The organism is Methylicorpusculum oleiharenae (genome assembly GCF_009828925.2).
In the GTDB taxonomy this organism is placed as follows: domain Bacteria; phylum Pseudomonadota; class Gammaproteobacteria; order Methylococcales; family Methylomonadaceae; genus Methylicorpusculum; species Methylicorpusculum oleiharenae.
Window position 1 is genome coordinate 1,357,815 of record NZ_WUTY02000001.1, and the last position, 23,669, is coordinate 1,381,483.

Genomic DNA, 23,669 nt, shown 5'->3' on the forward strand with positions numbered 1-23,669 from the left:
CTTAAGTATTGATAGGGAAACGCATACTTTGCCTGCTCCCATTACGCGAACACCCGCGTGGTTAGCGGGTATAACGGTGTAAGTTGAGCCTCTTGGACGACAAACCGGCAGTGACTATTTGCCGGTAATGCCGTCATCAGATTAGAAAGTGCTTACTTCAACGCTACGGTCTCGGCACGGTCGACGATCTCGAGTGTTATTTTGCCTTCCTGAGCTAACCAGCCAATACTGCGCTGGATAATTTTTTCTTCTTCAGAAAGTTCCCTTACCAATTTTGAGACCGGGGTCGCGCCATTTTCAGACACGTAATTCCAGATGCTGCCAGCGGTCAAACCGATGCGATCAGCAACAGAAATTTCAGGTGCAACCTCTACAACAATCGGTTTGGCTGTTTCGGCTTTTGCCTTTTTAGCCGGGGCCTTAGCAGGGCTGGCTTTTTTAGGCGTTGCTTCGGTTTCGACGGTTGCAACGGGCTTTTCAGCTTTAGCTTTGGGCGCAGCGGTTACAACCGGAGTTTCTTCAGATTTAGCTACAGGAACTGCTTTTTCAGTGGTGGTTTTTGGCTTTTTCATAATGATATAAATAATAAAGAGGATAAAAGATAGTATCAACCATTCAAACATAAAGGTACTCCCTTCAGTTAGGCCGATTTTACGCGAGTTTTTGAATATAAGTAAAAACAGATAAACGATATTAGTCGAAATAAGGCCATAACTTGAAATAACTTCGCAATTATTGTGATGGATTGTGGATCAATCACCTCAGTCCGAGGTGATTGATATCGCTTTTGCTGATGGTTTCGGGGGTTTATTCTCGCTGGAAATAGCAAGCATACAGAATCACTTGACTCTCAGTTCGCCCTGCTTAATTTATCTTTAACCGAGCATACAGATTGATGATGCGCTCAGCCAAATCTGAATGACTCGCGTAAATGACGCCGCAATGATTCATATACGTTGAATCAGGGCCATTGAGGGGCAAAGGATTCCCTGCGATATCGCAGGCGACCGCTCCGGCTTCGCGGAATAAACAGGCCGTTGCCGCATAATCCCAAACGCTGCCGCCGCCCGGCTGGGACTTGGGGAATTTAAAATAGCAGTCGGCCGTCTCTTCCAGAACCTGACAGGCATTCATCGCGGCGCCACCCTGTAATAATAGGACCGATCCGGCATGACCCTGGTCACCGGCGATGACGTCCAGTTCATTCCGTACCGTATCGAAAAGTGGAAATTCTGCAAAACTTCTATCGGTAATGAAGGTTAATGTTGTGTTTGATGCCAGATCGATGGTGTTCAGTTTCAGCGGCTTGCTGTTGCAAAATGCGCCGTGGCCTTTTATCGCATGGTAAAGCGTTTGTTCAACCGGATCGTATATCACGCCCAAATGCGCTTCGCCATCACGAGAAACCAGCGCGATAGAGACGGCATAACCCGGTATGGATTCGATAAAGGGGAGAGTGCCGTCCAGCGGGTCTATGCACCAGAAATAATCTTTTTCCAGCCGTTGACGGTTATCAGGGCGCTCCTCGGACAACAATGCGAGGTCAAATCTTTCGCAAGTAGGCAGCAGGATTTGTAAAATGATGTCCTGGCTCAGGTGATCAACTTCTGTGACAACTTGTGACGCCAGGCTTTCCACGCCTTGCTTGGTATTGACCCTTATGGGGTGATACGATTTTTCTGCAATCAAGCGTCCGGCTTGATAGGCCGCTGAAATCGCGCATTGACTGAGCAGGAACAGATCATTGAAGGACAGTTTCATGCGCTCTCCTGCTCAGCAAGTTGCACATGCGCGATGACTTCCCGCGCCAATCGTTCACTGTAACAGTTGACTTTCCAATGGCCCGGGCTCCAGCCTTTCAGAAAGCGGTGAAAATCGGTCCATGCGACGGGATACAACTCGCGCCAGTTTTGTTCAACGGCATCAGAATCTACGCGTTTTTGTCTGGACTTCAAGGCTGTTTTCAGTGCAATAAAGTACAGGTCTAATAGTTGTGCTTCCTTGCGCTGGCATTCGTCTTCATTCAGGCAGCTGCCGATAAAGTAGGCGACATCTTTAATGCCGCAACCGCCACCGACATATTGAAAATCAACGGCAGCCACACTTTTGCCGTCGCGTGAAAAACAAAAATTGGCCAATTTGGCATCTCCATGTACAAATGTTTGAAAGGGGCTGTTTCTTAATTTCCGGTCAATTGCCCCGGCGGCAGTTTTTAGTGCAGTATCCTTTAATGCCTGTAATTCATCCGGACGGGTTTCCAAATGCCAATAAGTGCCGGTTGGCCATAAGCCCTGCGGATTTTCATTCATGAAGACCGCGTGAAAGTTTGCCAGCCAGACAAGGCAATTGGCTAATTCATTTGCCGTGACGGACGATCGGCGCTCAGGAAATCCGCTGGCATTGAGGTCTTCCAGCACGATCAAAACCTCATCGCCATGAGCTTCAAACGCCAAACAAGCGGGTACACGGCAAGTCGAATCGCAATGGCGGCTCCACTGTCCGTACCAGGCTGTTTCAACCTGGTAGGAACGCATTTTTCTCTGATGCGATAAATCACTGTTCCAGCCGCGCGGATGACGGCCCTGGGTTGATGCCTCGACATGTTTGACGACAACGCTAGGCACCATGCCGCCCTTTAATCCATACCGCACGATTTTCCCATAGCCACTCCACAGACTCTGAATAACTTCTATTTCAAACAGCGCATTGGTGGCCGTTGCCTTAAGGATAATATCTTGAAAGTGATGGTTCATGATCAGAGGAATAAGAGGACAGGGGTAAAGGCTGAAAAATGACATTTGATCAAAATTCATTGGGCCATAAACATTATTCTGATGGTAAGTGACGATTGTAGTCGTTAAAGGCAATGGGAGAGTCAATATTCAGAAAAGTTTTGGGAGTTATTTTGGGCAAAAAAAGGCTATGTTCTTGTTAGCTGATGTTTCCCTGTTTTTATAGCGTTGTCCAGGCTTGTTAGAGAACTTTGTTTGCATTAATAGTTGCAGCAGGGACTGCCGGAACCCAGAAGCCATAGATGTTAACGTTCAACGCCATCCATGGCTTTTGGATCCGGGAAATCCGTGCCGGGGCGACACCAGCTATAAATGCGGAAATAGCCCAAAAAAAAACCGGCGCTGTGCCGGTTTTTTTTGCAGTAGATAAATCCGATGAATCGCTAGTTGCTTTTAAACAAGTCGTTCGATTTTTTTGAATCGTTCTTTGATTTTTTCTCAGCCTTCTTTTCTTTCGGACTAAGAGCGGGTTTTTTCTTGTCTTCTTTATTGCTTTTCTGTGCTTTACTCATGACTACCTCTATTTAAAGGCTACTTTCTAAATATCGGCAGACTGATTCCTGGCCGATAATAATTTATTTAGAAACTATTCAGCGGAGCAACAATACGGAAGTGATGCAGCGGGTTGGGTGGGTTACCGTTATCTTCTCACCCTATCTTCTGAATAATTAGTGTAGTTAAAGTATAGTGACTATCAGATTTGGCTGTCGGTGCATTAGCGCACACAGGCAACGCTAACACGTTTGCAACACTCGTCTAGCCGTTAGAGTCAAGTCCTGCCGAAGCGGCCAGAAATTTCCATCCATCACTTTAGACAGGCTCAGGACGAACGGTGAAATTTGCTGGAAGCGGGTATAGATTTTGAATACTGTGAGCCTAAATAGATTCAACTCTGCGGGATCATATTAACCGCTTGATCATTGATTTCACAAAGATTCCATTGTGTTTTCAACGTGAGGATATCCGGTAAAACACTCATAAAGGCGTTGAGTATTTGCGGATCGAAGTGATGGCCGGCACTTTCGTTCATATAATCCAAGATGTTTTCTAGCGGCCAAGCGTCTTTATAAGGCCGGTTCATTGCCAGCGCGTCGAAGACATCGGCAATGGCTACAATTCGAGCTGATTCAGGAATATTTTCGCGTTCCAAACCGTTAGGGTAACCGCCGCCATCCCATTTTTCGTGGTGGTTTAGCGCTATTTCTGCTGCCAGTTTGAAAAGCGGCGCATCGCTTTTGGACAGAATGTCGTAACCGATTTGCGTATGAGTCTGCATAATGCGCCATTCGTCTGCATCGAGCTTACCGGGTTTTCGCAAAACCTTATCCGGGATACCGATTTTGCCGGTGTCATGCATTGCCGCAGCCATTTCAAGCAACTCGTATTGCTGCCCGGACCAGCCCAGTTTTTTTGCCAATGCGCGTGAATAAGCCGCCATACGCCAAATGTGGACGCCTGTGTCGTTATCGTTGTAATGGCCTGCTTCGCCGAGCATGAATACCGCATCCCGGTGGCTGCGTTCCAGCTGACTTGAGAGAACCAGCGATAAATGAGTTCTTACGCGCGCACGAACGATACCGGCAGATACCGGTTTGGTTAAATAATCGACACAACCGGTCGCAAAGCCTGCTTCTTCGTTACCCAGTTCCGATAGCGAGGTTACAAAAATTACCGGTATGGCTTCCGTTGATGAATTGGATTTCAGTCGGCGGCACACTTCATAGCCATTCATGCCGGGCATTTGTATATCCAACTAAATCAGGCTGGGGTGATGTTTGCTTACCGCTTCCAGAGCTTCTGTGCCATTACGCGCGAACACGAGCTGATAATCATCCTTGAGAATTTGGCGTAGCGCAGCAAGATTAGCCGGTTCGTCATCAACAATAAGAATCGGTCTATAAGGCATGGAGGGTATCAATGAGGGTTAGCATGGTTGCAATTTCATTATTAATTCCTGTGTTGAAGTAATAGCGGCCCGAAAATTAAAATCAGTCAGTTGACTTTGGATACGCTTAAAGTCGGCGTTTGGCAATTTTCCTTGTAACTCGGCCAGCAGTGGTTCGGCAAAATCCGGATTATCCTGATTTAGCGCCTCAATCAGTTGTTCCAATTGTTTGCGCAGTTCCGCAAGTTCAGCCGTATGATGGCTTTCATCAATCCGGATGATTTTATTTTTCCACTGGATTATCGATAAGCACACTTGATCGATAGCTTCCTGTAATACCTGCGTTGCCTTCGGAGTCAATTGACCTGTCGCCAGCAGATCATCAACTTCTCGTGCCTGAGCCATTACCACCGGCAATGACAAATTACCGGAAACACCTTTTAACTTGTGCGCCAAAGCCTTGGCTGCGGCATGATCGTTTTGGTCCACGCATTGCCGGATCTCGTGGCCTGTATCGGCATAACGCTCAGCAAATTTGTTCAAATAGGTCAGGAAAACTGATTCACTGCCCCATTGTATGAGCCCTGTGTCAACATCAATGCCGGGTAAAGCTAAATTTTCTGAGCTAATCGGTTTGTCGTCCAATCCAGGCTCGGATTCCGGTGCTTCAGAATAACTACTAGCATGGCATTGAATTATAGTAATCAGTTGCTCAACATTGAAGGGTTTGGTTAGGAAATCATTCATACGGGCTTCGTAGGCCGCGTCCTTCAGCGATTCGAACGCGCCGGCAGTCAATGCGATCACAGGCAATCGTTGCAAGCGCTCATCCTGGCGGATCATTTGAGTAGCAGTATAGCCGTCCATGACCGGCATTTGTATATCCATCAAAACAATATCGACTGCATCGGGATTATTCTTCAACCAGTTAACGGCCTCTTCACCGTTATTAGCTGTGCTTACAATCGCGCCATCGGCTTCCAGTATGTTTAGTGCCACTTCCCGGTTTATTTCACTGTCATCGACAACCAGCACTCGCACCCCCAGGATTCTCAGTTGGCTTTCCGGTGCAACTGTCGATACCTCAGGAACACAATCCGGCTTATGCCGGCTCAAGACACTGGCAACGGTATCCAAGAGAGACGAAGGAGTCACCGGCTTGGTGATTACCCGGTTCGCGCAGACTATGCCGGGCTGAGCAAGCAGTGCATCGTGTTGATCGACTGCGACCATAATCAGAATCGGCACGGGTGAGCGGTTTTGGCTGAGTTTAAAAAGTTGCTGAATTGTCTCCGCCGTAGCGAGGCCATCCTGACCGGGCATTTTCCAGTCCAGAATGATCACGTCATAGGGATTGCGGCTTTCCCAGCGGGCAACAAAACGGGTATAAGCTGTTTCTCCGGAATCCACGAAATCGGCCTTCCAACCCAGATTGACGACAGTGCGATACAGCGTATCTCTTAACGCCGGACCAGCGTCTGCCACCAAGACATCAAGGCCAATTAAGGGCGAAGGTGCTGCTGTGTGGAAATCCCGCCGTAACGGCAATATAAACCAGAATTTGCTGCCCTGACCCTCGGCACTTTTGACTTGTAGGTCGCCTCCCATTAGCTGGATCAGATGCTGGCATATGGCCAGGCCGAGGCCGGTACCGCCAAAGCGGCGGCTGATCGAGCTATCGGCCTGAGTGAAGGGTGAAAATATTTCATGCTGCTTTTCGGCGGAGATACCAATGCCGGTATCGCGCACTTCAAAGCGTAAAAAGAGGTTTTGATCGTTTTCCGATTCAACACTGATGCGGAGTTCAACTTCGCCCTGTTCGGTAAATTTGATGGCGTTGCTGACCAGATTGATCAGCACCTGCTGTAAACGCAAGCGATCGCCGATCAAGCTATCGATGTCTGAAGGGGGTTTGATGAGTAATTCTATCGCTTTACCGCTGGTAAAACTCGCCATCAACTCGGCAATCTGGTTCACTATTTCTGTGAGCCGGAAGGGCGATGAGTCGATTTCAATCCGCCCGGCTTCAATTTTAGAAAAGTCCAGAATATCGTTGATAATGGTTAGCAAGGATTGACCTGCGTTATGAATCTTTTGCACCAACTGCCGCGTTTCGTCATCCAGGGTACGTTTTTCCAGCAAATAACAAAAACCCTGGACAGCATTCATGGGTGTACGGATTTCGTGACTCATATTGGCCAGAAAGGCGCTTTTAACTTCAGACATCCGTTCGGCTTCCAGCCTGGCGGTTTCCAACGCCACCGTACGTTCTTTTACCAGTTGTTCCAAATGATCGCGATAGTGTGTCAGTTCAATCTCACTTTGTTTACGTTCGGAAATGTCCTGTTTGATAGAAATGTAGTGATGTATCACGCCCTGTTCATCAAATACCGGCGTAATGACTTGTTCTTCGGTGTAAAAAGTTCTGTCCTTGCGGCGATTGATGAGTTCTCCCTGCCAGACATTACCGCTAGAGATTGTTTGCCAGAGCTGTTTGAAAAAATCCGGATTTTGTTTGCCCGAATTGATTAACGGTCCCAGGCGCTGGCCAATAACTTCGCTGCTATAGCCTGTCAATGAGGTGAATGCGGGGTTGATCCATTGAACAACGCCGTGTTGGTCAGTGATAATAATGGCATTGGCAGCCGTTTTCAGCGCGCTGCTTTGCAGCAGCAAGGCTTCTTCATTCCGCTTACGCTGACTTATGTCTTGGGCGGTGGCGACCCGGTAGATGATGGTGTTATTGGCGTCTCTGACACTGACTATATCGACTTGAACCTCAAAGGACGTACCATTAGCATGGCGGTAAACAGATTCATACCGGCTTTGCCCCACCTGATCGGCAATCTGTAAGAATTTAATAATGTCAGCACCATTTTCAATGGCATATAACGAAGGAATCCACTTGCCGACCAACTCTTTTGGCGAGGCATAACCCAGCATGTCGGCATACGCCGGATTACAGACTTGTATACAATTACTGACAGGATCGCCTATAGCAATACCCTGTGCGCAATAAAGAAAGGCATCCCCCCAGCGTTGCCGTTCCATTTCCAGGTGTTTTCTTACCGTAATGTCCTGCACGGTTCCGATTGTGCGGGAGGGTTCGCCGTTTTGATTGCGTTCCAGTCCGCCGTAACTCAATAACCAGCGATGATTTCCCTTGCTGTCATCAATCCGGAACTCCAGCCCGGGAGGCTTGTTGTCTGATTGACAGCTGTCCAGCCATTTTTTCATGGGAAAGCGATCATCGGGGTGGAGTAACTGCAGAAATTGATCCACTTTGGGCGAAGCGTCTGTTTCAGGTGATAAGCCAAAAAGCCTGAATGTTTCATTACTCCAGTCAAATTGCTGAGACTGCAAATCTATCACCCAACTGCCGATTTGCGCTATAGCTTGCGAATCCGCCAATAGCTGCTTTTTTTCACGAAGTTGGTTTTCGATGAGTTTACGTTCGGTCATGTCGAAATGGGAGCCTATCATGCGTAAAGGCTGGCCATTACTGTCACGCTCGACGACCATGCCTCGATCAAGCACCCAGAGATATTCGCCCGAGCGGTTTTTGACCCGGTGCTCGCTTTGATAAAACGGGGTTTCACCACTAAAATGTTTTTGGATATTTTTCATGGTTTTCTTGAGGTCGTCCGGATGCACTCGCTTTGACCATTCTTCCAAACTATCGGACACTTCCTCTTCACTTAAGCCGAGCATCGATTTCCAGCGGCTGGAATAGAATACCTTGCCGCTAATAATGTCCCAGTCCCAGACACCTTGATTACTGCCTTCCAGCGCGAATTGCCAGCGCGCCTCACTGTCTTTCAATTTTTGTTCGGCAATAAGTTGTTGAGTGATGTCACGCGCCAGCATGATTTCCGCCGGGCGGTCATTCAGTGTCAGTGTATGGCTGTTGATTTCCACCCGGAAGACACTGCCGTCCTTACGCAGATGCAGGCAGGCAGAAGCTTCTTTGTCATGCCGCAGGGATAAATCCACATTTTCGGATAACCGAATGTCGTTGACGGTCATTGACAGGAACTCATCACGGCTATAACCATAACTGTCGATTGCGGCATCATTGACATCAATGAAAGCGAGCGATTTCAGATCATAAATCCACAAAGGCAAAGGATTAGCTGCGAATAGCTGGCGGTAAAGGTTTTCGGACTGTTTTAAGGTTTCTTCTGCCAGCTTAATATCATGAATATCCGTGCATGTTCCGAACCACTTGATTATGATTCCCTTCTCGTCCATCACCGGCACGCCGCGAGTCAGCCACCAGCGATACGCGCCATCGGCCCGCCGAAACCGGCATTCGATGGAATAGGTTTGTTGTGTGTTGACAGCCTTCTGCCAGGCATCCCAAGCCATTTGGCGATCATCCGGATGAATGGGAATAGGCCAACCATGTCCATAACATTCTTCCGGTGATAAGCCGGTATAGTCGACCCATTGTTGATTGAAAAAAGAATTCCAGCCATCAGCTCGAGTAATCCAGACAATCTGAGGCAGTGCTTCAGCCAATAAGCGAAATTCACGCTCATTGTTGCGTATCGTTTCCTCCGCTAACAGGCGCTCGGTAATGTCCCGCACGAAAGCAACATAGAGCCGTTGATCATCAATATCCAATACACTACATCTGGTTTCTACCGGATACCGGCTACCATCCTTTCTCTGATGATGGCCGAATAAAGTAGCGATAACACCGGGTCCAATTTGGCCTCCTAGTGCCTGATGGCACGAAAGATCACAGTCCGTTTCTATATCAGTTACATTCATGTTGAGCAGTTCTTCCCTGGTGTAGCCGTCGTTTTCACACGCCATCTGGTTGACTTCGATAATGCGGCCGTTGTAATCGCTGATATATATGCCGTCAGGTGCCACTTGTTCTACCAGTGCCTTATAAAGCGTTTCAATGTGGGCCTTTTCTGATTCGGCCTGCTTGCGCTGTGTGATATCCAGCACGATACCGCGGTATAAACTGACTTTTCCTTCCTCATCGAAAACAGGTTGGCCGCGGGTCATCAACCAGCGCACTTGATTACCGGGCAGATTGGCGATCCGCCATTCCTGATTGATTTCAAGGCCTGCCCCAAAAGAGCGAGTCAGGCTAGTCGCCGCCGAGGCTCGATCATCGGCATTCACACAGGATAACCAGCTGTCAAAGGAAGCAGGCATTGCGCGATCAAGCCCAAATAATTCCCAGACATCGTCCGACCAAAAACAGTGGTTATTTTGCACATCCCTTTCCCATAGAGCCGCTTTGGCTGATGACAGGGCTAGTAACAGGCGTTCTTGATTCGTTTTCAGCTGATTGGCGTTGGCTTCTTGTAATGCAATTTGACTCTTCTTCAGTTTTTCAAATACGAAACTGAACATCACGCCCATTGTGGCGAATGTAGCGATGGAAAACAGTTGGCCGACATTTTTCAGCAACCATGAGTCTTGCTGGGGAATAAAAAAGTATATCCCTAAAACAGAAGCCATGAACGTAGCAAAAATCCCCCCCCGAAATCCTCCAAGCCACGCACTTAAAAACAGAGCCGGATACATCAGCAACCAGGTCGAAATGGGGAAATAGAGCATGAGCTGCCGCTGCAGGAATGCCGCGATAACAGGAATGATGACCGCTATTGTCATGCGAAAAACTTGCTTATCGAGTAAGTGCATTGACATAGTAAGCCTCATTCAAAATCAGGGGGGGCACAGTCTTTCAGAGTATGCCAAATGCGTTAAAAGGTCTGCATGACACAGTAAAAGGGGAATATCTGGATCGGCTAGCGTCTGTATGTGTGTAATAGCAGAATGAATTAGTACAAAGATAGTTTGATTTGAGTTTTTATTACAGGCTAAGAGCAGGCTTAATCTCGAATTATTCGATTGCGCTACCGCGAGCCTTGTAAAAGTAGGACAGAAACGTGTTTAAAAGTAACTGCTGATCCTTACTTCTCAAAATAAAAATCCTGAAACAGATGGAACCAGATTGTGAGAAACATCATTAAAGAAAAAGGTATAGGCTAAAAGCTCCGCAGTAAATTGCCGTTAAGTTCTCAATTTGAGACCGATGAGAGGCGAGTCTTTGAGCCGGTCATTAGACAGGTCTGAGGCCTTCGTTCACTGGTGTTAAAGAGCTCCGTGTATCCAACATCGATCTCTGTTGAGGTAGTTGTCATGAGTCATTCTAAATAACTAAACGGAATATCCATACTTGCCGCGTTCATGCTCGCTTTTCTGTGTCTCTCCGTTTTTCAAACTGCCTGGGCGATCGACGCCGTGTAAGTCAGCGGCGAACTGGATGTCATCATCAAGGAAGATTTCGATCACAATCATTATGAAAACGATAAATTCTGTTAGCCCTGTCATGATTTTTTACAAGAATAATGATTTCCGAGTGCTAGTTGAGTTTGCGAAGCTTTTTTCCTTTAAGGAATCGCCGATTAAATCAGCCGATCTGTTTTATGACTGTCTATAAGATTTTCAAAAGGGTATGAGAAGCCCTATGGCCTCGATAATTTCGGCCATGGGGCTTACATAAAGGGTTATTGATCGGTTGCAAGACCGTTTTGTAAAGGAACATTTTCTAAAATATTGAGTTGATTGAGCGCCATCGAAGGCAATATCTCGGCGTGGGGTGCAAAAAATGTTTCTGAGTATGAAATGGCTGAAAGGATTTTGTTGTGCCCTTCAGATTTTTGTATCATGATCACAAGTGCCCTATGACTCATCCAAGTGACGTCTGTTCAAGACAGCAGATTATTTTCAGATTGGGTTGCCGCTTTTCCCAGCCCAACAATTAACGCCATGGCTTTGAAATGTTGGGCTGGCTATCACCAACCGCCACCTAACGGTGCATCACCTTTGTTTTGTTGCTCTGCTGAAAATAGTTAAGGCAGAAGTTACTAAAATCCGGAGGATGAAAAGCATGAAAATCAGTAATCATTTTTTGACCGGTCTATTGTCTGTTTTAATAATGGAGGGCTTGTTACTGGCCTGCCTGATGCGGCCGGTAATGGCCGAAGAAGCGGATTATATGAAGCAGCGTCAACGCCTGGTCGACTTGATCGAGGCGGATGTCAGATTAACCAGCCAGTTTCTGGGTAAAGACGCACTGGACGAACCCGTTATGAAGGCTCTGCGCAAAGTGCCTCGACATGAGTTTGTGCCGGAGGATTTAAGAGCTTTTGCGTATCAGAACAAACCTTTGCCGATAGGCCAAGGGCAGACGATTTCTCAGCCTTATATCGTTGCGATTATGACGGATTTGCTGGGTCTGACCAAGAATAGCCGCGTACTGGAAATCGGAACCGGTTCTGCATATCAGGCGGCTGTGCTTGCCGAAGTGGCTGGAAATGTCTACAGCATTGAGATCATCGAAGCGTTAGGCCACAAAGCGGCCGGACTTCTAAAAAGCTTGGGGTACGAGACAGTTCAGACCCGGGTGGGAGACGGATATTACGGCTGGGAGGCCGCGGCGCCTTTCGATGCGATCATCGTGACCGCTTCAGCCAGTCATATACCGCCGCCGTTGGTCAAGCAATTAAAGCCGGGAGGACGAATGATCATTCCGGTCGGCAGCCGTTTTACCGTTCAGCATTTGGTTTTGGTCACGAAAGATGACGATAATAGAGTGACAACCCGACAAATATTGCCTGTTTCATTCGTGCCGTTAACCGGGCAACATTAAGCAATGACAGCGAAACCGGCTTATTCATTGTTGCTGGCTATTTTTATCACCTCAGCCTGTTCGTTGGCTTATGAAGTGTTGTTGATACGGTTGTTTTCGATTATCCAATGGCATCATTTTGCTTATTTGATTATCAGTCTGGCGTTATTAGGTTACGGTGTCAGCGGGGTATTTCTGGCCTTTAACAGGGAGCGGCTGAAAGCTGTTTATCCGCGGGCAATTTATGCGAATCTGGTTTTGTTCGCCCTCTCGGTGCCCGGTTGTTTTTGGATCGCACAGCAAATTCCATTCAACTCGGTACAGATTCTCTGGTCAATTCAGCAGTTCTGGTTTATGTGCGCGATCTATGTGTTGCTGGCGCTGCCATTTTTTTTCGCCGCAAATGTTATCGGACTGACTTTTTATCAGTATCGACAGGATGCGTCATTAATCTATGCAGCCGATCTTTGCGGAGCGGGTATCGGCAGTCTGGGTATCATCATTGGATTGTTCGTACTGCTGCCGGGTAAAATATTATTCGTATTGGCCGGTTCAGGGCTGGCCGCAGCGATGCTGGTCATGGCGTTTGCTTTTCGTGGCGCGTTTGGTAAAACCAGTCTCCGGTTGACGCTGTTCATGCTGGTCGCGATCAGCTCATTCGGGCTGTTAAGCGGCATGCCGTTGACTATCTCGCCTTATAAAGACTTGAGTCAACTGTTGAGAATACCCGGAACGCGTATTGTTGAGCAGCATTCCAGCCCCTTGGGTTTACTCAGCGTGGTCGAGAGTTCGCAAATGCCTTTGCGGCATGCGCCGGGACTCAGTCTGAATGCAGATACAGAGCCTCCGCCACAGCTTGGTGTATTTACCGATGCCGACGCTATGTCGGCCATCACGCAGTATGACGGCAATCCTGAAACAATACGTTATCTGGATCAGACCACGTCGGCCTTGCCTTACCATTTACAAAAACTGCGCAGTGTACTGATTTTGGGTGCGGGAACCGGTAGCGATGTGTTACAGGCGCGTTACCACGAGATTGCGCATATTGATGCGGTCGAGCTGAACCCGCAAACAGTTGATCTGGTGAAAGAAAAATATGCCGGTTTTGCCGGTCAACTTTATGATCCCGCTCATGTCACTGTTCATATTGCCGAAGCACGGGGTTTTGTCGCGACGTCCAAAGAGCAGTTTGATTTGATCGCGATTTCCTTGCTGGATGGGTTTGGCGCTTCTGCGGCCGGGCTTTATGCGCTGTCAGAAACGTATCTTTATACGGAGCAGGCGATAGCTGAGTATTTGCGGCATTTAAAACCGGGCGGATATCTCAGTTTAACGCGATGGATAAAAGTGCCGCCACGGGATTTGCCTAAACTGATCGCAACTGTCAAGAAGGTGCTAGACAATGCAAAGGTAAACAATCCGGAACTCACTGTCGTGTTGATCCGCAGTTGGCAAACGGGCACGTTACTGGTTAAAAACGGAGCTTTTTCCGGCGCTGAAATTGCCGCGTTAAAACGTTTTTGCGAAGAGCGCAGTTTCGATACCGATTATTATCCGGGGATTAACGAGGCGGATATCAACCGGTTCAATATAATGCAGGAACCCTATTATTACCAAGCTGCAACGGCACTGCTGGGTGAGCAGGGTGAGAATTTCATCGCCGACTACAAATTCAATATTGAACCTTCAACGGACGATCGCCCGTATTTTTTCCATTTTTTTAAATGGCGGACACTGCCTGAAATTTTATCTTTATTGGGCCAAGGCGGTATTTCATTACTGGAAAGCGGCTATTTGCTTTTGCTGATCGGCCTGGTGCAGGCCGGTATTGCCAGTGTGTTATTAATTGTTGTGCCGCTTGGTTTGTGGAAACGAAAGCTGGGTATTGCCGCCGGTTCACGCCAGCATTTACGCATTTTGTTGTATTTTTCATGCTTAGGCCTGGCGTTTTTACTTATCGAAATTGCGTTTATTCAGAAATTTATCTTGATCATGCATCATCCGCTTTATGCGATTACTGGGGTGGTCAGTACGTTTTTACTCAGTGCAGGAATCGGCAGTCACTATTCAAAAAAGCTGTCTGAGGGTAACGATAAATCGATGATTATCCGGCCGGTGGCCGCTATTTCGCTGTTGAGTACGCTCTATATTTTGGGTTTTGAAGAAATCATCAATTTTCTATTGCAAATGAGCGATCTCACTAAAATTATCAGTTGTGCAGGATTGATCGCCCCGCTTGGATTTTGTATGGGCATGCCTTTTCCTATGGGCATAGCGAGCCTGAGCCGGACCTCGCCGGAATTGATCCCTTGGGCCTGGGGTGTGAATGGCTGTGCCTCCGTAATCAGCGCGATTCTGGCGACGCTGATTGCGATGCAATTCGGTTTTTCCGTGCTGGTCTTTATGGCATTGGGTCTTTACGGACTGGCCGCGTTCAGTTTTCCAAGTTCGGACAGCGCGGGCTGAATATTTCTGCAACCCTACCCAAAAACTGTTGCTTTCAGTTTCCATCGTGCAGAACAACATGTAGGTTGCGGTTGGCGATAGCCAACCCAACATTTCAAGGCTATGGCATTAATTGTTGGGTTGCGAAAAGCATGCATCCCCCAGGAGTTAGGGATGACAAGCGAACAAAACCTCCTTGTGCACTTGATTCCGGCAATTCCTGCAGGAATTGCGGTATTGCTGAAGCAGCTTTATATTCAGGAGATAGTTAAGGTAATGGCTATAATCGTTATCTCAGCATTATCTTTCGGTTGGCAGCTTGTTGCGACCGTTAACACCGGAGCGCTTTTTAAATGAATAAAATAATCATGTTCTTTGGCGGGCTGCTGATAGCCTGCCTGAGTCTTTCAGTCAATGCGGTGCCGCTTAATCCAATGTTGGCGCCGCTATCTGCTTTAACGGCAAAAGATATTGCGATTATCGTCAATGATGCCGATCCAATGAGCGGTCAAATTGCAGATTATTACCAGCGGCGCCGCGGCGTTCCGGCAGATCAGGTGATTCACATCCGGTTTAATCCAAAGACCAAGGTGCTTAGCCGGCTGGAATTTGCCGTGCAAAAAAAGCGGGTGGACGAAAAGACGCCGGCACATGTTCAGGCCTTTGTTCTGACCTGGATGCAGCCTTACCGGGTCGATTGCATGTCGATAACCACCGCTTTTGCGATGGGTTTTGACGAGGCATTTTGTGCGGAAGGGTGTGAGTTAACGCGCAAAAATCCCTATTTCAACTCGATCAGTTCTCTACCGTTTCGAGATTATAACTTGAGACCCGCCATGATGCTGGCCGGAAACAGTGTTAAGGATGTCAAAGCGCTGATAGACCGGGGTATTGCTGCAGACTTTTCCCAGCCTAAAGGGTCGGCCTATTTGTTGAAAACGGCTGATAAAGCCCGCAGTTCCCGCGCTGTCTTTTTTCCCAAGATTGCGGAAGGGTTTAAAGGGGTATGGCCGGTTTTTTATATGGAAAAGGAATTTATCAAAGGGCAGGACGATGTCATGTTTTATTTTACCGGATTGACTCAAGTGCCCTACATCAATGAAAACCGTTATCCGCCTGGGGCGATTGCCGATCATCTGACGTCTGCAGGCGGCGTTCTTTCCGGAAGCAAACAGATGAACATCCTGGACTGGTTAAAAGCAGGCGCAACAGCCAGTTACGGTGCGGTGGTCGAGCCCTGTAATTTCCCGCCCAAATTTCCGCATCCGGGCGTGCTGATGGCCAATTATCTGCGCGGCAGTTCGTTGATTGAAGCTTACTGGAAGAGTGTCGGCATGCCGGGGCAGGGCGTGTTTGTCGGAGAACCTTTGGCCCGGCCTTTTGCTTATCCATCCAAATAATGTTCATGGCAAGGCTTACGCCAATCCTAAAAGCCGCAAAATTCAAAGTGAGAATTACTGTTTAGCAAGGCTCAACATCGCTAAGATGGAGGCCCTTCGTTATAATGCAGGCTCATTTATAACAATGTTCCGGAGTTTTACATGTCTTTAGCTATTACTTTGCATCTTCTTGCCTCAGTTATCTGGGTGGGCGGTATGTTTTTCGCCTATATGGCGTTGCGCCCCGTTGCAGCCCAGTTGTTAGAGGCGCCCATGCGCTTGACCTTGTGGGCGCAAGTCTTCGAACGTTTCTTTCCCTATGTGTGGGGTTCGATCATCATTCTTTTATTGACCGGACTGTGGATTACTTTTTCAGTGCTGGGCGGGATGGGATCAGCCGGTATGCATGTGCATACAATGTTAATGCTGGGCATCATCATGATGCTTATCTTCGGACACATCTATTTTGCGCCCTTCAAACGCCTGAAACAGGCTGTTGAGACGGCTGACTGGGCGATGGGTGGCGCTAAGCTGGGCCAGATCCGAATGCTGATTGGCATTAACCTGTGCCTGGGTTTGCTGGTTGTTGTGATTGCCTCTATGGGACGCTATTGGTAAGGGTTGATTTGAAATTCATGATACGTCTTTAAGAATCAAGTAAAGCAAGACAATGCAGCTGATAAAATACCAGGCTACCTTTCGAGCCAGATGGCTAGTGCTGCACCGCTATTTGGCGTTGAGCGCAGGCTTGTTGATGGCGATCATCGGCCTCACGGGCAGTGTGTCTTTGTACCGGGATACGCTGGATACGCTGTTCAATCCGGCGCTCGCAATTGGGCATTCGCAGGACAATTATCAATCGCTGGATAAATTACTGGACGCCGTCAAAAAAGCGCATCCGGACCGTCACGGTGCCTGGACGCTTGAAATGCCGGATGCTTCGCATGACACCGTGACGGCCTGGTTTGAAAAACCCTATGAAACAACGGGGCAGATTTATGCGCCGTTAATGGTGTCTATCAATCCTTACACGGCCGAAGTGGTGGCAAGCCGCCTTTGGGGGCAAACCGCCATGACCTGGCTACTTGATTTGCATAAACAGTTGGCATGGGATGCATTAGGCTGGCAGATTGTGGGTGGGGTGGGTCTGTTAATGATCTTATCCGTTTTGTCCGGTCTTTATCTGTGGTGGCCTGCAAGAAAACAGCTGTTTGCGATTTTTTCAGTTCAACAGAAAAGTCTGATCAAATTTGCGTTTGATGCGCATCGATTGATAGGGCTATTGAGTGCCCTGGCATTGTTGAGTCTGGCATTGACCGGATTAAATTTGAGTTTTCCGCAAATACTGGAATCATTTACCGGATCGACAGGGATGAGTCATGGCGGTAACGGTCCTTTGATTCTGAGTACGGCTGTGCCGAATAATCGTCCGGTAAGATTGTCGGAAGCGGCATTCATCGCGAAAGCCCCGTTTCCAAAAGCAGAATTAAGACGAATTACAACGCCTTCCGGTGTTGACGGAACCTTTCAGGTTAATCTTCGGCAGAACAGTGAAATTAACCAAAAACACCCTTTTACGATGGTATGGATAGATCGTTGGAGCGGCCATATCAAGGAAGTACGCGATCCGGCCAAGTTTTCTACGGGTGAAAAGCTGATGGCCTGGATGTGGCCGTTGCATACCGGCGAAGCATTAGGCACCTCCGGTCGCTTCATCTGGTTTCTTGCCGGAATCAGCCTTTTTCTATTGTATGTCAGCGGCGTTATGCGCTGGTTACATCGTCATGGCTGGATGCGCGATCAAGCGCTGAATTTCTCGAAATTCAAAACCCACGCATTGACAATAATAGTCAAGTTGCAACGCGTTATGTTGATGCTCTGGCGTTTGTTGGGTGAGTTCATTCGTTACGCCACCCCGATTGTATTAAAGGCGTTGACAGCTTTTTCACGCAAGATAAGTTTGGTCTGGGCTGAGTGTCTGCGTCGCTAGTCTTTTTTGCCTGGTGAATAGTTGATTAAAGGCTCATTCCAAATTTGCCAGGTTTTTCACGGTAATTATTTTTGAAAATGATACGGTAACCTTTGTTTTTTAAAGGAGAACCCCCATGCTGCAAATGTCATCCGCAACCGCCACACAAGCCGATTTTACAGAATTATTGTGCCAGCAATTTCTTTCATCAAGAGGCTACGGCGCTTTCGCGTTTTTGAGCGCCTATGATGCCGCTCAGTTATTCACCCGCTATACAAAGCAACACCGCTCTGACAAGGATTTTATTAAAGACTTTGTTCGCAGCTTTGTAGGCGGAAGAATCACATTGCCACTCTGATGGTTCGTTTTGCCATCCCCCGCTGTTATTTTTTTACTAGTTGACAATCAAGGCAGATTGTTCCGGACTGCCTCATTTTTCTTGATGCGCCAGAATTTCTCAGGGAGCGGACCGTACATGCTAAGTCGTTGTAATGCACGTACGGTCTGCCACTCATTCCAGTGGCTCTTATTCGGCTAAAGATAATGCTAAGCCAGAATCTGACTTTATCACACTGAAATATTCACTCAATACCTTTTCAAATGGCTGATTCATCAGCAAATAGCTATGGCTGCCTGTTGGTGTATTTCCAGCAAAAATGATAGGCTTTTATCTAAAACGATTATCCTGAAATTCGCAGTTAGTCTTCGGAAAGCATGAAAGATAAAATGCAATATGCAGTAGTGTGCAGCGGCAGTCTTTTGTGTCTCGTTGAATATTTTCGTGCGTTGAGTGTTTTTGGGGATCAAATAATTTTTCCTGATTAGCAAGCTGTTTCAGCTAAATCCATAAGCCCGTCATGCCCGTTCGGAAACGGGCTACCAGTGCCATGGATGGCAAGCTGCTAGCCTATCCAAGGGGTCTGGATTTCGCCAATCCCCCGGCATTCTCTGGCCGGGGCAGGCTCTGCAGAAATGACGCGGTCGACAACGGATAAAGAGTTAGAGCTGAAACAGCTTTTTAATCAGGTAAATTTTTAAGATTATTGAACGTGAGGCTTGAGTCTATATGAGCGCCAATGACAACTGTAACCGGGGTGAAGCCTGGGGCTCGCGTTTTGGAGTGATTTTAGCGGTCGCCGGTTCGGCTGTGGGATTGGGCAATTTTTTGCGCTTTCCGGGGCAGGTGGCTGCGAACGGCGGCGGTGCATTCATGGTGCCTTACTTTATCTGCTTCATTCTGGTCGGCATTCCGATTTGCTGGGCAGAATGGACGATGGGGCGTTATGGCGGAAGGCATGGCTTTAATTCGGTGCCGGGCATCTTTTCAGTTTTATGGCGTCATCCGCTCAGTAAATACTTTGGTGCGTTAGGCTTGCTGATACCCATCGTTATCTACATGTATTATGTGTACATCGAGTCCTGGTGTCTGGCGTATGCCTGGTACTACCTGAACGGTGACCTTGATCTGGGTAGGAATCCGGCCGTTTACGGTGCATTTTTCAATCAATTTACCGGTATGGAGGCGGATGGCAGCGTATTTAAAGACGGCATAAAACCGGTGTTCTGGTTTTTTTGCATTACCTTTCTGATTAATTTCTATTTCATCTACCGGGGTTTGACGCGCGGTATTGAAACCTTTTGTAAATATGCGATTCCGCTGTTGATTGTTGCTGCCGTAGTGGTTGCATTCCGGGTTTTAACGCTGCCTGAACAGCCGGTACCCAAGCCTTGGCAGACGGTTTTACCGGCAGTGATCAGTCAAAATCAGTGGCAAGCCCTACAAAAATTGGCCTTGAATCCACAAACACTACCGGCAGAATTGAAAGAGCAGGTTGAACATACCATCGCCACTTATCTCGATCATCAGTTGAAATCTGCCGATACTCGTATTGCTCAGGAAAACGTGCTGGTTCCGCCTGCAGGTTTTGCCAAAACAGAGGCGGCTTACGCTTTGGCGATGGCTGAAATCAGGTCAGCACAAAAAGGTAATGCTTACAGAGTCTGGCTGGAAAAGGCAAAAGACGCGTTGGATCAAGAGGCTAAATTGGCATTAAGAGCCTTAGAGAAAGAAGCGCTTCAAGCGGATAAAAACAATTCAGCTGAACAGCAAGAAAAGATTCACACGCAACGGTTAGTCTATTTTTCAAAACTTTCTCTACAACCAGCAGATCAGTTAGCGGCTATGTTAGCTTCGGTCAACGGTGCTGAGAGCTTCGGTAATTTTAATGCGCTGGTTTTGCGTTCAGCCGCTCTTGAAGTGGCTGAGCTTCCAAGAAACGTAAGCAATGGCTTGGGTTACATGTGGAATCCCGATTTTGAAAAACTCAAGGATCCAGCCGTCTGGCTGGCAGCGGCAGGACAAATTTTTTTCTCGTTATCGGTAGGATTCGGCGTTATTTTGACGTATGCCAGTTATCTTAAAAGAGATGACGATGTCGTACTGTCCGGTTTAACTGCTTCAGTGACCAATGAGTTTTGTGAAGTCTGTCTAGGCGGATTGGTCGCAATTCCTGCGACCTTTATTTTTCTCGGAACCGCATTGACCATGGAAGCGGTCGCCGGTTCGACGTTTGGCCTAGGGTTTAACACCTTACCTACCGTATTTGCCGGTATGCCGGATGGTCGCTGGTACGGCGCTTTATGGTTCACGCTTTTATTTTTAGCGGCCATCACCAGTTCATTAAGCATGCTGCAACCGGCGATTGCTTTTCTTGAGGAAGGCTTTGGCCTGAAACGACGCGGCAGTGTTGCCGCATTAGGTTTAATGACGCTCAGCGGCGCTTTGCTGGTCGTTTATTTCTCGGGAAATGCGGTTGCATTGTCGACAATGGATGACTGGATAGGAACTGTTGGTATATTTCTGTTAGCGACGATAGAAGTGATTGTCTTTTCCTGGGTTTTGGGGGTTGATAAAGGGATAGACGAAGCCAACAGAGGGTCCGATTTATTGATACCCAGAGCTTTTCGTTTTGTTTTCAAATACATTACCCCGGCCTTTTTATTAGTTATTTTGGGCAGTTGGCTGGTCCAGTCGCTTCCGGCAAAAATCGAGGCGGTTCGGTCTCAGCCTGAAGTATTACTGATTGTTTTATATTTGGTGATCAGTCTGATTTTTTTGGTGTTGATGGTGTCATTGGCAGGAGAAAATTGGCGCAGGAAGGGTATTCATGAACAGGAGGAGGTATGACGTTATCCGGTTTGATTGTGATGATAGGCAGCTATCTTTTAGTGGCGGTATTGATGATATTCTGTTTTTTCAGAGTCTTGACCAATCCCCAGAGTGCACTTAAAGAACATGCCCCGTTGAACATTGATACGCAGGATAAGGATCCGCCTCTTGATTAAGAAGGATCCAAGATCAGGGCACTTGGGCTATTTTTGATGTGAGTCCCAAGCACTGACTGATATTTCGGCTTTCAACCCGGATTTCGCTGCGCTTCATCCAGGCTACGAGCCACTTTACTTGGGTGTTGAGAAAATGGAAGCATCCAGAAATTGGCTCTGGGATTCAATTAATTTGTCGTCTTTTTGTTCAATGAACAAAGCGGAAAGTTTTTGTTCATTAGCAGCTTTCAAGCCTTCTTCTTGTCCCATACACAACAAAGCGGTAGACCAGGCGTCTGCAATCGTCGGGTTAGGGTGTATTACCGTTACAGAGACCAGATCGTGAGTCACCGGGCGTCCTGTGCGGCCATCCAGAATATGGCTGTAGCGCTTTCCGCCGGCATCGAAATAATGGCGGTAGGTGCCGGATGTCATGATGGCCGTAGGTAAATCCTTGGGTGTGGTGATGATTTTCTGCACGGTCTGTTTGCCGGGCACCGGTCTTTCAACAGCAATTCGCCAAGCCTGTTGATCCGGCTTGTGACCATTGGTTTTTAATTCGCCGCCGATTTCGACCAGATAGTGTTTTATGCCTTGCGCTTCGAAAATTTGGCTGACGGTTTCGACGGTGTAGCCTTGAGCAATGGACGAAACATCAACGGTCAATTCCGGATGCAGTTTTTGCAAATGGGTATCATCGATGACTTTCAGTTTATCCAGACCCGAGCGCGCCAATGTGAGCTGAATTTGTTCATCCGTGGGAATTGCCAATACGTCTTCTCTAAATCCCCACAGTTCAAAAAAAGGCTTGATCGTTAAATCGTAACAACCCTGGCTTTCTTTATTAACCGACTGAGCGACGCGGATCAAGTCGATAATTTCGCTGTCTGTTTCCTGAGCTTCTGTCGTAGGATTTCTATTGAAATGTTCAATGACAGAATCATCGCGGTAGTTGGATAACAGCTGATCGATACGCGCCAGTTCTGCTTCAACCGCCTTTTTTATTGCGGCAGCATCAACAGGTGACTCGGACCAGTAACTGATGTGATAGCTGGTGCCTTGAGTCATACCCTGGAGCTTTTGGATGGACGGTCCCGAACAGGCCGTGAGTATTAAAAACAAACTGACAAAGAGGGGGGTGAGCGTTTTCAATGTATACCTCACAAGGCCGAGATGGCCAGAAAACCGGTATAAGCCAAAAATATCGATAACAGAACGCCGCCTTCTATCCGGTTGATGCTGCCTTTGCCATCTCTGGAATAGCCCAGGATAAAGATGGCCAGCGTCAGTAAAGCCATCACAGGCCAATCGCGGGTCAGAATTTCAGAAGGAATTGACATGGGTTGAATAGCACCGGCAATACCGATCACAGCCGTTGTATTAAAGAGATTCGAGCCAATGATATTGCCTATTGCGATATCGTCTTCGCCTTTACGCGCGGCAATAATTGAAGAGGCCAGTTCGGGTAACGAGGTGCCGACCGCAACGATAGTCAAACCGATAATCAGGTCGCTGACACCCAGACTGTGCGCAATATTAACCGCGCCCCAGACCAGCATTCTTGAGCTGACAATCAGCAAAACCAGGCCGACGACTACCCAGATGATGCCCTTTTTGAAAGGCATGGGGTGCTCGATAAGTTCTGCGTCAACATCTTGAGCCAGGGCATCGCTGCGGTTTTTTATGCCTTGGTAAATCGACCAGCCAACAATGAGCAAAAAGACAGCGAGCAAGCCGATTGCGTCGATTCGGCTAAGTTCGCCATCGTAAATTTGAAATAATGCAAACAGGGTAACGACAGCAAGAATCGGCAGTTCTTTTTTGATGATTTGAGAGTGAACCGTAATCGGGCTGATCAGTGCCGTTATGCCCAGAATCATGGCAATATTCGCGATGTTGGAACCATACCCGTTACCTAAAGCCAGGCCGGGGTTGCCTTGTATTGCGGCAAGTGCGGAAACCGTCATTTCGGGTGCAGAAGTGCCAAAACCGACGATGACCATGCCTATCAACAAGGGCGGCATGCCTAAATGCCGGGCAACGGACGCCGCGCCCTCCACAAAACGGTCAGCACTCCAGACCAGCAAAGCGAGTCCCAAGACAATCATAACGATGGACAAAGCCATAAACTCTCCGTAAAAATGTAAAAAAATAATGCGGCTTAACGATGAAGCCCGATCAACCGGGTGCGGTCAGTGTGTTTTTGGTTTTT

The 23,669-nt window shown here is 47.7% G+C and carries 19 protein-coding genes and 1 pseudogene; 10 read left to right on the forward strand and 10 right to left on the reverse strand.

The genetic code is table 11. The features are described from left to right. Positions 1 to 152: 152 nt before the first annotated feature. The 3 genes from GO003_RS06290 to GO003_RS06300 form a co-directional block, all read right to left on the reverse strand. Entirely contained in the window at positions 153 to 623 is a 471-nt protein-coding gene (locus GO003_RS06290; protein ID WP_159655502.1) for a winged helix-turn-helix domain-containing protein, read from the reverse strand. Positions 624 to 864: 241 nt separating this feature from the next. Beyond that, positions 865 to 1,761: an inositol monophosphatase family protein gene (locus GO003_RS06295; RefSeq protein WP_159655500.1), complete on the reverse strand. Its 897-nt coding sequence runs from the start codon at positions 1,759 to 1,761 to the stop codon at positions 865 to 867. Then, entirely contained in the window at positions 1,758 to 2,798 is a 1,041-nt protein-coding gene (locus GO003_RS06300) for an ecdysteroid 22-kinase family protein (RefSeq protein WP_231088844.1), read from the reverse strand. The genes GO003_RS06295 and GO003_RS06300 overlap by 4 nt, the downstream gene beginning before the upstream one ends. Before the next feature lie 236 nt (positions 2,799 to 3,034). Here GO003_RS06300 and GO003_RS06305 point away from each other — a divergent pair, with 236 nt between their 5' ends. After that, positions 3,035 to 3,211, forward strand: coding sequence for a hypothetical protein (locus GO003_RS06305; protein ID WP_231088845.1), 177 nt, complete (start codon positions 3,035 to 3,037; stop codon positions 3,209 to 3,211). A gap of 467 nt (positions 3,212 to 3,678) precedes the next feature. Here GO003_RS06305 and GO003_RS06310 read toward each other — a convergent pair whose 3' ends face one another. The 5 genes and pseudogenes from GO003_RS06310 to GO003_RS06330 form a co-directional block, all read right to left on the reverse strand. After that, complete coding sequence (locus tag GO003_RS06310) at positions 3,679 to 4,287, reverse strand: HD-GYP domain-containing protein (RefSeq protein WP_331001659.1); 609 nt, start codon at positions 4,285 to 4,287, stop codon at positions 3,679 to 3,681. Positions 4,288 to 4,362: 75 nt separating this feature from the next. Next, a pseudogene (locus GO003_RS06315) lies at positions 4,363 to 4,698 on the reverse strand (response regulator); the annotation flags it as partial. An 18-nt stretch (positions 4,699 to 4,716) separates the two neighbouring features. Further along, complete coding sequence (locus tag GO003_RS06320) at positions 4,717 to 10,350, reverse strand: PAS domain S-box protein (protein WP_159655498.1); 5,634 nt, start codon at positions 10,348 to 10,350, stop codon at positions 4,717 to 4,719. 513 nt (positions 10,351 to 10,863) lie between these two features. After that, positions 10,864 to 11,037 (reverse strand): hypothetical protein, encoded by a 174-nt coding sequence (locus tag GO003_RS06325; protein WP_159655496.1) that lies wholly within the window; start codon positions 11,035 to 11,037, stop codon positions 10,864 to 10,866. A gap of 176 nt (positions 11,038 to 11,213) precedes the next feature. Then, positions 11,214 to 11,375, reverse strand: coding sequence for a hypothetical protein (locus GO003_RS06330; protein WP_159655494.1), 162 nt, complete (start codon positions 11,373 to 11,375; stop codon positions 11,214 to 11,216). 221 nt (positions 11,376 to 11,596) lie between these two features. Between GO003_RS06330 and GO003_RS06335 the strand changes: the two genes are divergently transcribed. The 9 genes from GO003_RS06335 (at position 11,597) to GO003_RS06375 (ending at position 21,478) form a co-directional block, all read left to right on the forward strand. Beyond that, on the forward strand, positions 11,597 to 12,358 hold the full coding sequence (locus tag GO003_RS06335) for a protein-L-isoaspartate(D-aspartate) O-methyltransferase (protein ID WP_231088846.1): 762 nt from the start codon (positions 11,597 to 11,599) through the stop codon (positions 12,356 to 12,358). 3 nt (positions 12,359 to 12,361) lie between these two features. Then, a complete protein-coding gene (locus GO003_RS06340) occupies positions 12,362 to 14,806 on the forward strand; it encodes a spermine/spermidine synthase domain-containing protein (protein WP_159655492.1) in 2,445 nt (814 codons plus the stop codon). 153 nt (positions 14,807 to 14,959) lie between these two features. Then, positions 14,960 to 15,142 carry a hypothetical protein gene (locus GO003_RS06345; RefSeq protein WP_159655490.1) on the forward strand — a complete coding sequence of 61 codons (183 nt, stop codon included), beginning with the start codon at positions 14,960 to 14,962 and terminating at the stop codon, positions 15,140 to 15,142. Continuing rightward, positions 15,139 to 16,185: a TIGR03790 family protein gene (locus tag GO003_RS06350; protein ID WP_159655488.1), complete on the forward strand. Its 1,047-nt coding sequence runs from the start codon at positions 15,139 to 15,141 to the stop codon at positions 16,183 to 16,185. The genes GO003_RS06345 and GO003_RS06350 overlap by 4 nt, the downstream gene beginning before the upstream one ends. A 141-nt stretch (positions 16,186 to 16,326) precedes the next feature. Next, positions 16,327 to 16,782, forward strand: coding sequence for a CopD family protein (locus GO003_RS06355; protein WP_159655486.1), 456 nt, complete (start codon positions 16,327 to 16,329; stop codon positions 16,780 to 16,782). 52 nt (positions 16,783 to 16,834) lie between these two features. Then, complete coding sequence (locus GO003_RS06360; RefSeq protein ID WP_159655484.1) at positions 16,835 to 18,154, forward strand: PepSY-associated TM helix domain-containing protein; 1,320 nt, start codon at positions 16,835 to 16,837, stop codon at positions 18,152 to 18,154. A gap of 115 nt (positions 18,155 to 18,269) precedes the next feature. Continuing rightward, a complete protein-coding gene (locus GO003_RS06365) occupies positions 18,270 to 18,491 on the forward strand; it encodes a hypothetical protein (RefSeq protein WP_159655482.1) in 222 nt (73 codons plus the stop codon). A gap of 708 nt (positions 18,492 to 19,199) precedes the next feature. Next, positions 19,200 to 21,320 (forward strand): sodium:calcium symporter, encoded by a 2,121-nt coding sequence (locus GO003_RS06370; RefSeq protein ID WP_159655480.1) that lies wholly within the window; start codon positions 19,200 to 19,202, stop codon positions 21,318 to 21,320. Further along, entirely contained in the window at positions 21,317 to 21,478 is a 162-nt protein-coding gene (locus GO003_RS06375; RefSeq protein WP_159655478.1) for a hypothetical protein, read from the forward strand. Before GO003_RS06370 ends, GO003_RS06375 begins: the two co-directional genes overlap by 4 nt. A gap of 114 nt (positions 21,479 to 21,592) precedes the next feature. On the opposite strand, the gene GO003_RS06380 is transcribed toward GO003_RS06375, so the two are convergent. Both GO003_RS06380 and GO003_RS06385 read right to left on the reverse strand, forming a co-directional pair. Beyond that, on the reverse strand, positions 21,593 to 22,609 hold the full coding sequence (locus tag GO003_RS06380; protein WP_231088847.1) for an FAD:protein FMN transferase: 1,017 nt from the start codon (positions 22,607 to 22,609) through the stop codon (positions 21,593 to 21,595). Between the two features lie 8 nt (positions 22,610 to 22,617). Continuing rightward, a complete protein-coding gene (locus GO003_RS06385) occupies positions 22,618 to 23,583 on the reverse strand; it encodes a calcium/sodium antiporter (protein ID WP_159655476.1) in 966 nt (321 codons plus the stop codon). Between the last annotated feature and the right edge of the window lie 86 nt (positions 23,584 to 23,669).

Bases quoted from the DNA above. Each gene is read 5' to 3' on its own strand.
- GO003_RS06360 (WP_159655484.1), top strand. From the start codon at position 16,835: ATGCAGCTGATAAAATACCAGGCTACCTTTCGAGCCAGATGGCTAGTG.
- GO003_RS06365 (WP_159655482.1), top strand. From the start codon at position 18,270: ATGCTGCAAATGTCATCCGCAACCGCCACACAAGCCGATTTTACAGAA.
- GO003_RS06375 (WP_159655478.1), top strand. From the start codon at position 21,317: ATGACGTTATCCGGTTTGATTGTGATGATAGGCAGCTATCTTTTAGTG.
- GO003_RS06340 (WP_159655492.1), top strand. From the start codon at position 12,362: ATGACAGCGAAACCGGCTTATTCATTGTTGCTGGCTATTTTTATCACC.
- GO003_RS06345 (WP_159655490.1), top strand. From the start codon at position 14,960: ATGACAAGCGAACAAAACCTCCTTGTGCACTTGATTCCGGCAATTCCT.
- GO003_RS06325 (WP_159655496.1), bottom strand. From the start codon at position 11,037: ATGACAGGGCTAACAGAATTTATCGTTTTCATAATGATTGTGATCGAA.
- GO003_RS06355 (WP_159655486.1), top strand. From the start codon at position 16,327: ATGTCTTTAGCTATTACTTTGCATCTTCTTGCCTCAGTTATCTGGGTG.
- GO003_RS06370 (WP_159655480.1), top strand. From the start codon at position 19,200: ATGAGCGCCAATGACAACTGTAACCGGGGTGAAGCCTGGGGCTCGCGT.
- GO003_RS06350 (WP_159655488.1), top strand. From the start codon at position 15,139: ATGAATAAAATAATCATGTTCTTTGGCGGGCTGCTGATAGCCTGCCTG.
- GO003_RS06295 (WP_159655500.1), bottom strand. From the start codon at position 1,761: ATGAAACTGTCCTTCAATGATCTGTTCCTGCTCAGTCAATGCGCGATT.
- GO003_RS06300 (WP_231088844.1), bottom strand. From the start codon at position 2,798: ATGTCATTTTTCAGCCTTTACCCCTGTCCTCTTATTCCTCTGATCATG.
- GO003_RS06335 (WP_231088846.1), top strand. From the start codon at position 11,597: ATGAAAATCAGTAATCATTTTTTGACCGGTCTATTGTCTGTTTTAATA.
- GO003_RS06310 (WP_331001659.1), bottom strand. From the start codon at position 4,287: ATGCTCGGCGAAGCAGGCCATTACAACGATAACGACACAGGCGTCCAC.
- GO003_RS06305 (WP_231088845.1), top strand. From the start codon at position 3,035: ATGTTAACGTTCAACGCCATCCATGGCTTTTGGATCCGGGAAATCCGT.
- GO003_RS06290 (WP_159655502.1), bottom strand. From the start codon at position 623: ATGTTTGAATGGTTGATACTATCTTTTATCCTCTTTATTATTTATATC.
- GO003_RS06330 (WP_159655494.1), bottom strand. From the start codon at position 11,375: ATGATACAAAAATCTGAAGGGCACAACAAAATCCTTTCAGCCATTTCA.
- GO003_RS06320 (WP_159655498.1), bottom strand. From the start codon at position 10,350: ATGTCAATGCACTTACTCGATAAGCAAGTTTTTCGCATGACAATAGCG.
- GO003_RS06385 (WP_159655476.1), bottom strand. From the start codon at position 23,583: ATGGCTTTGTCCATCGTTATGATTGTCTTGGGACTCGCTTTGCTGGTC.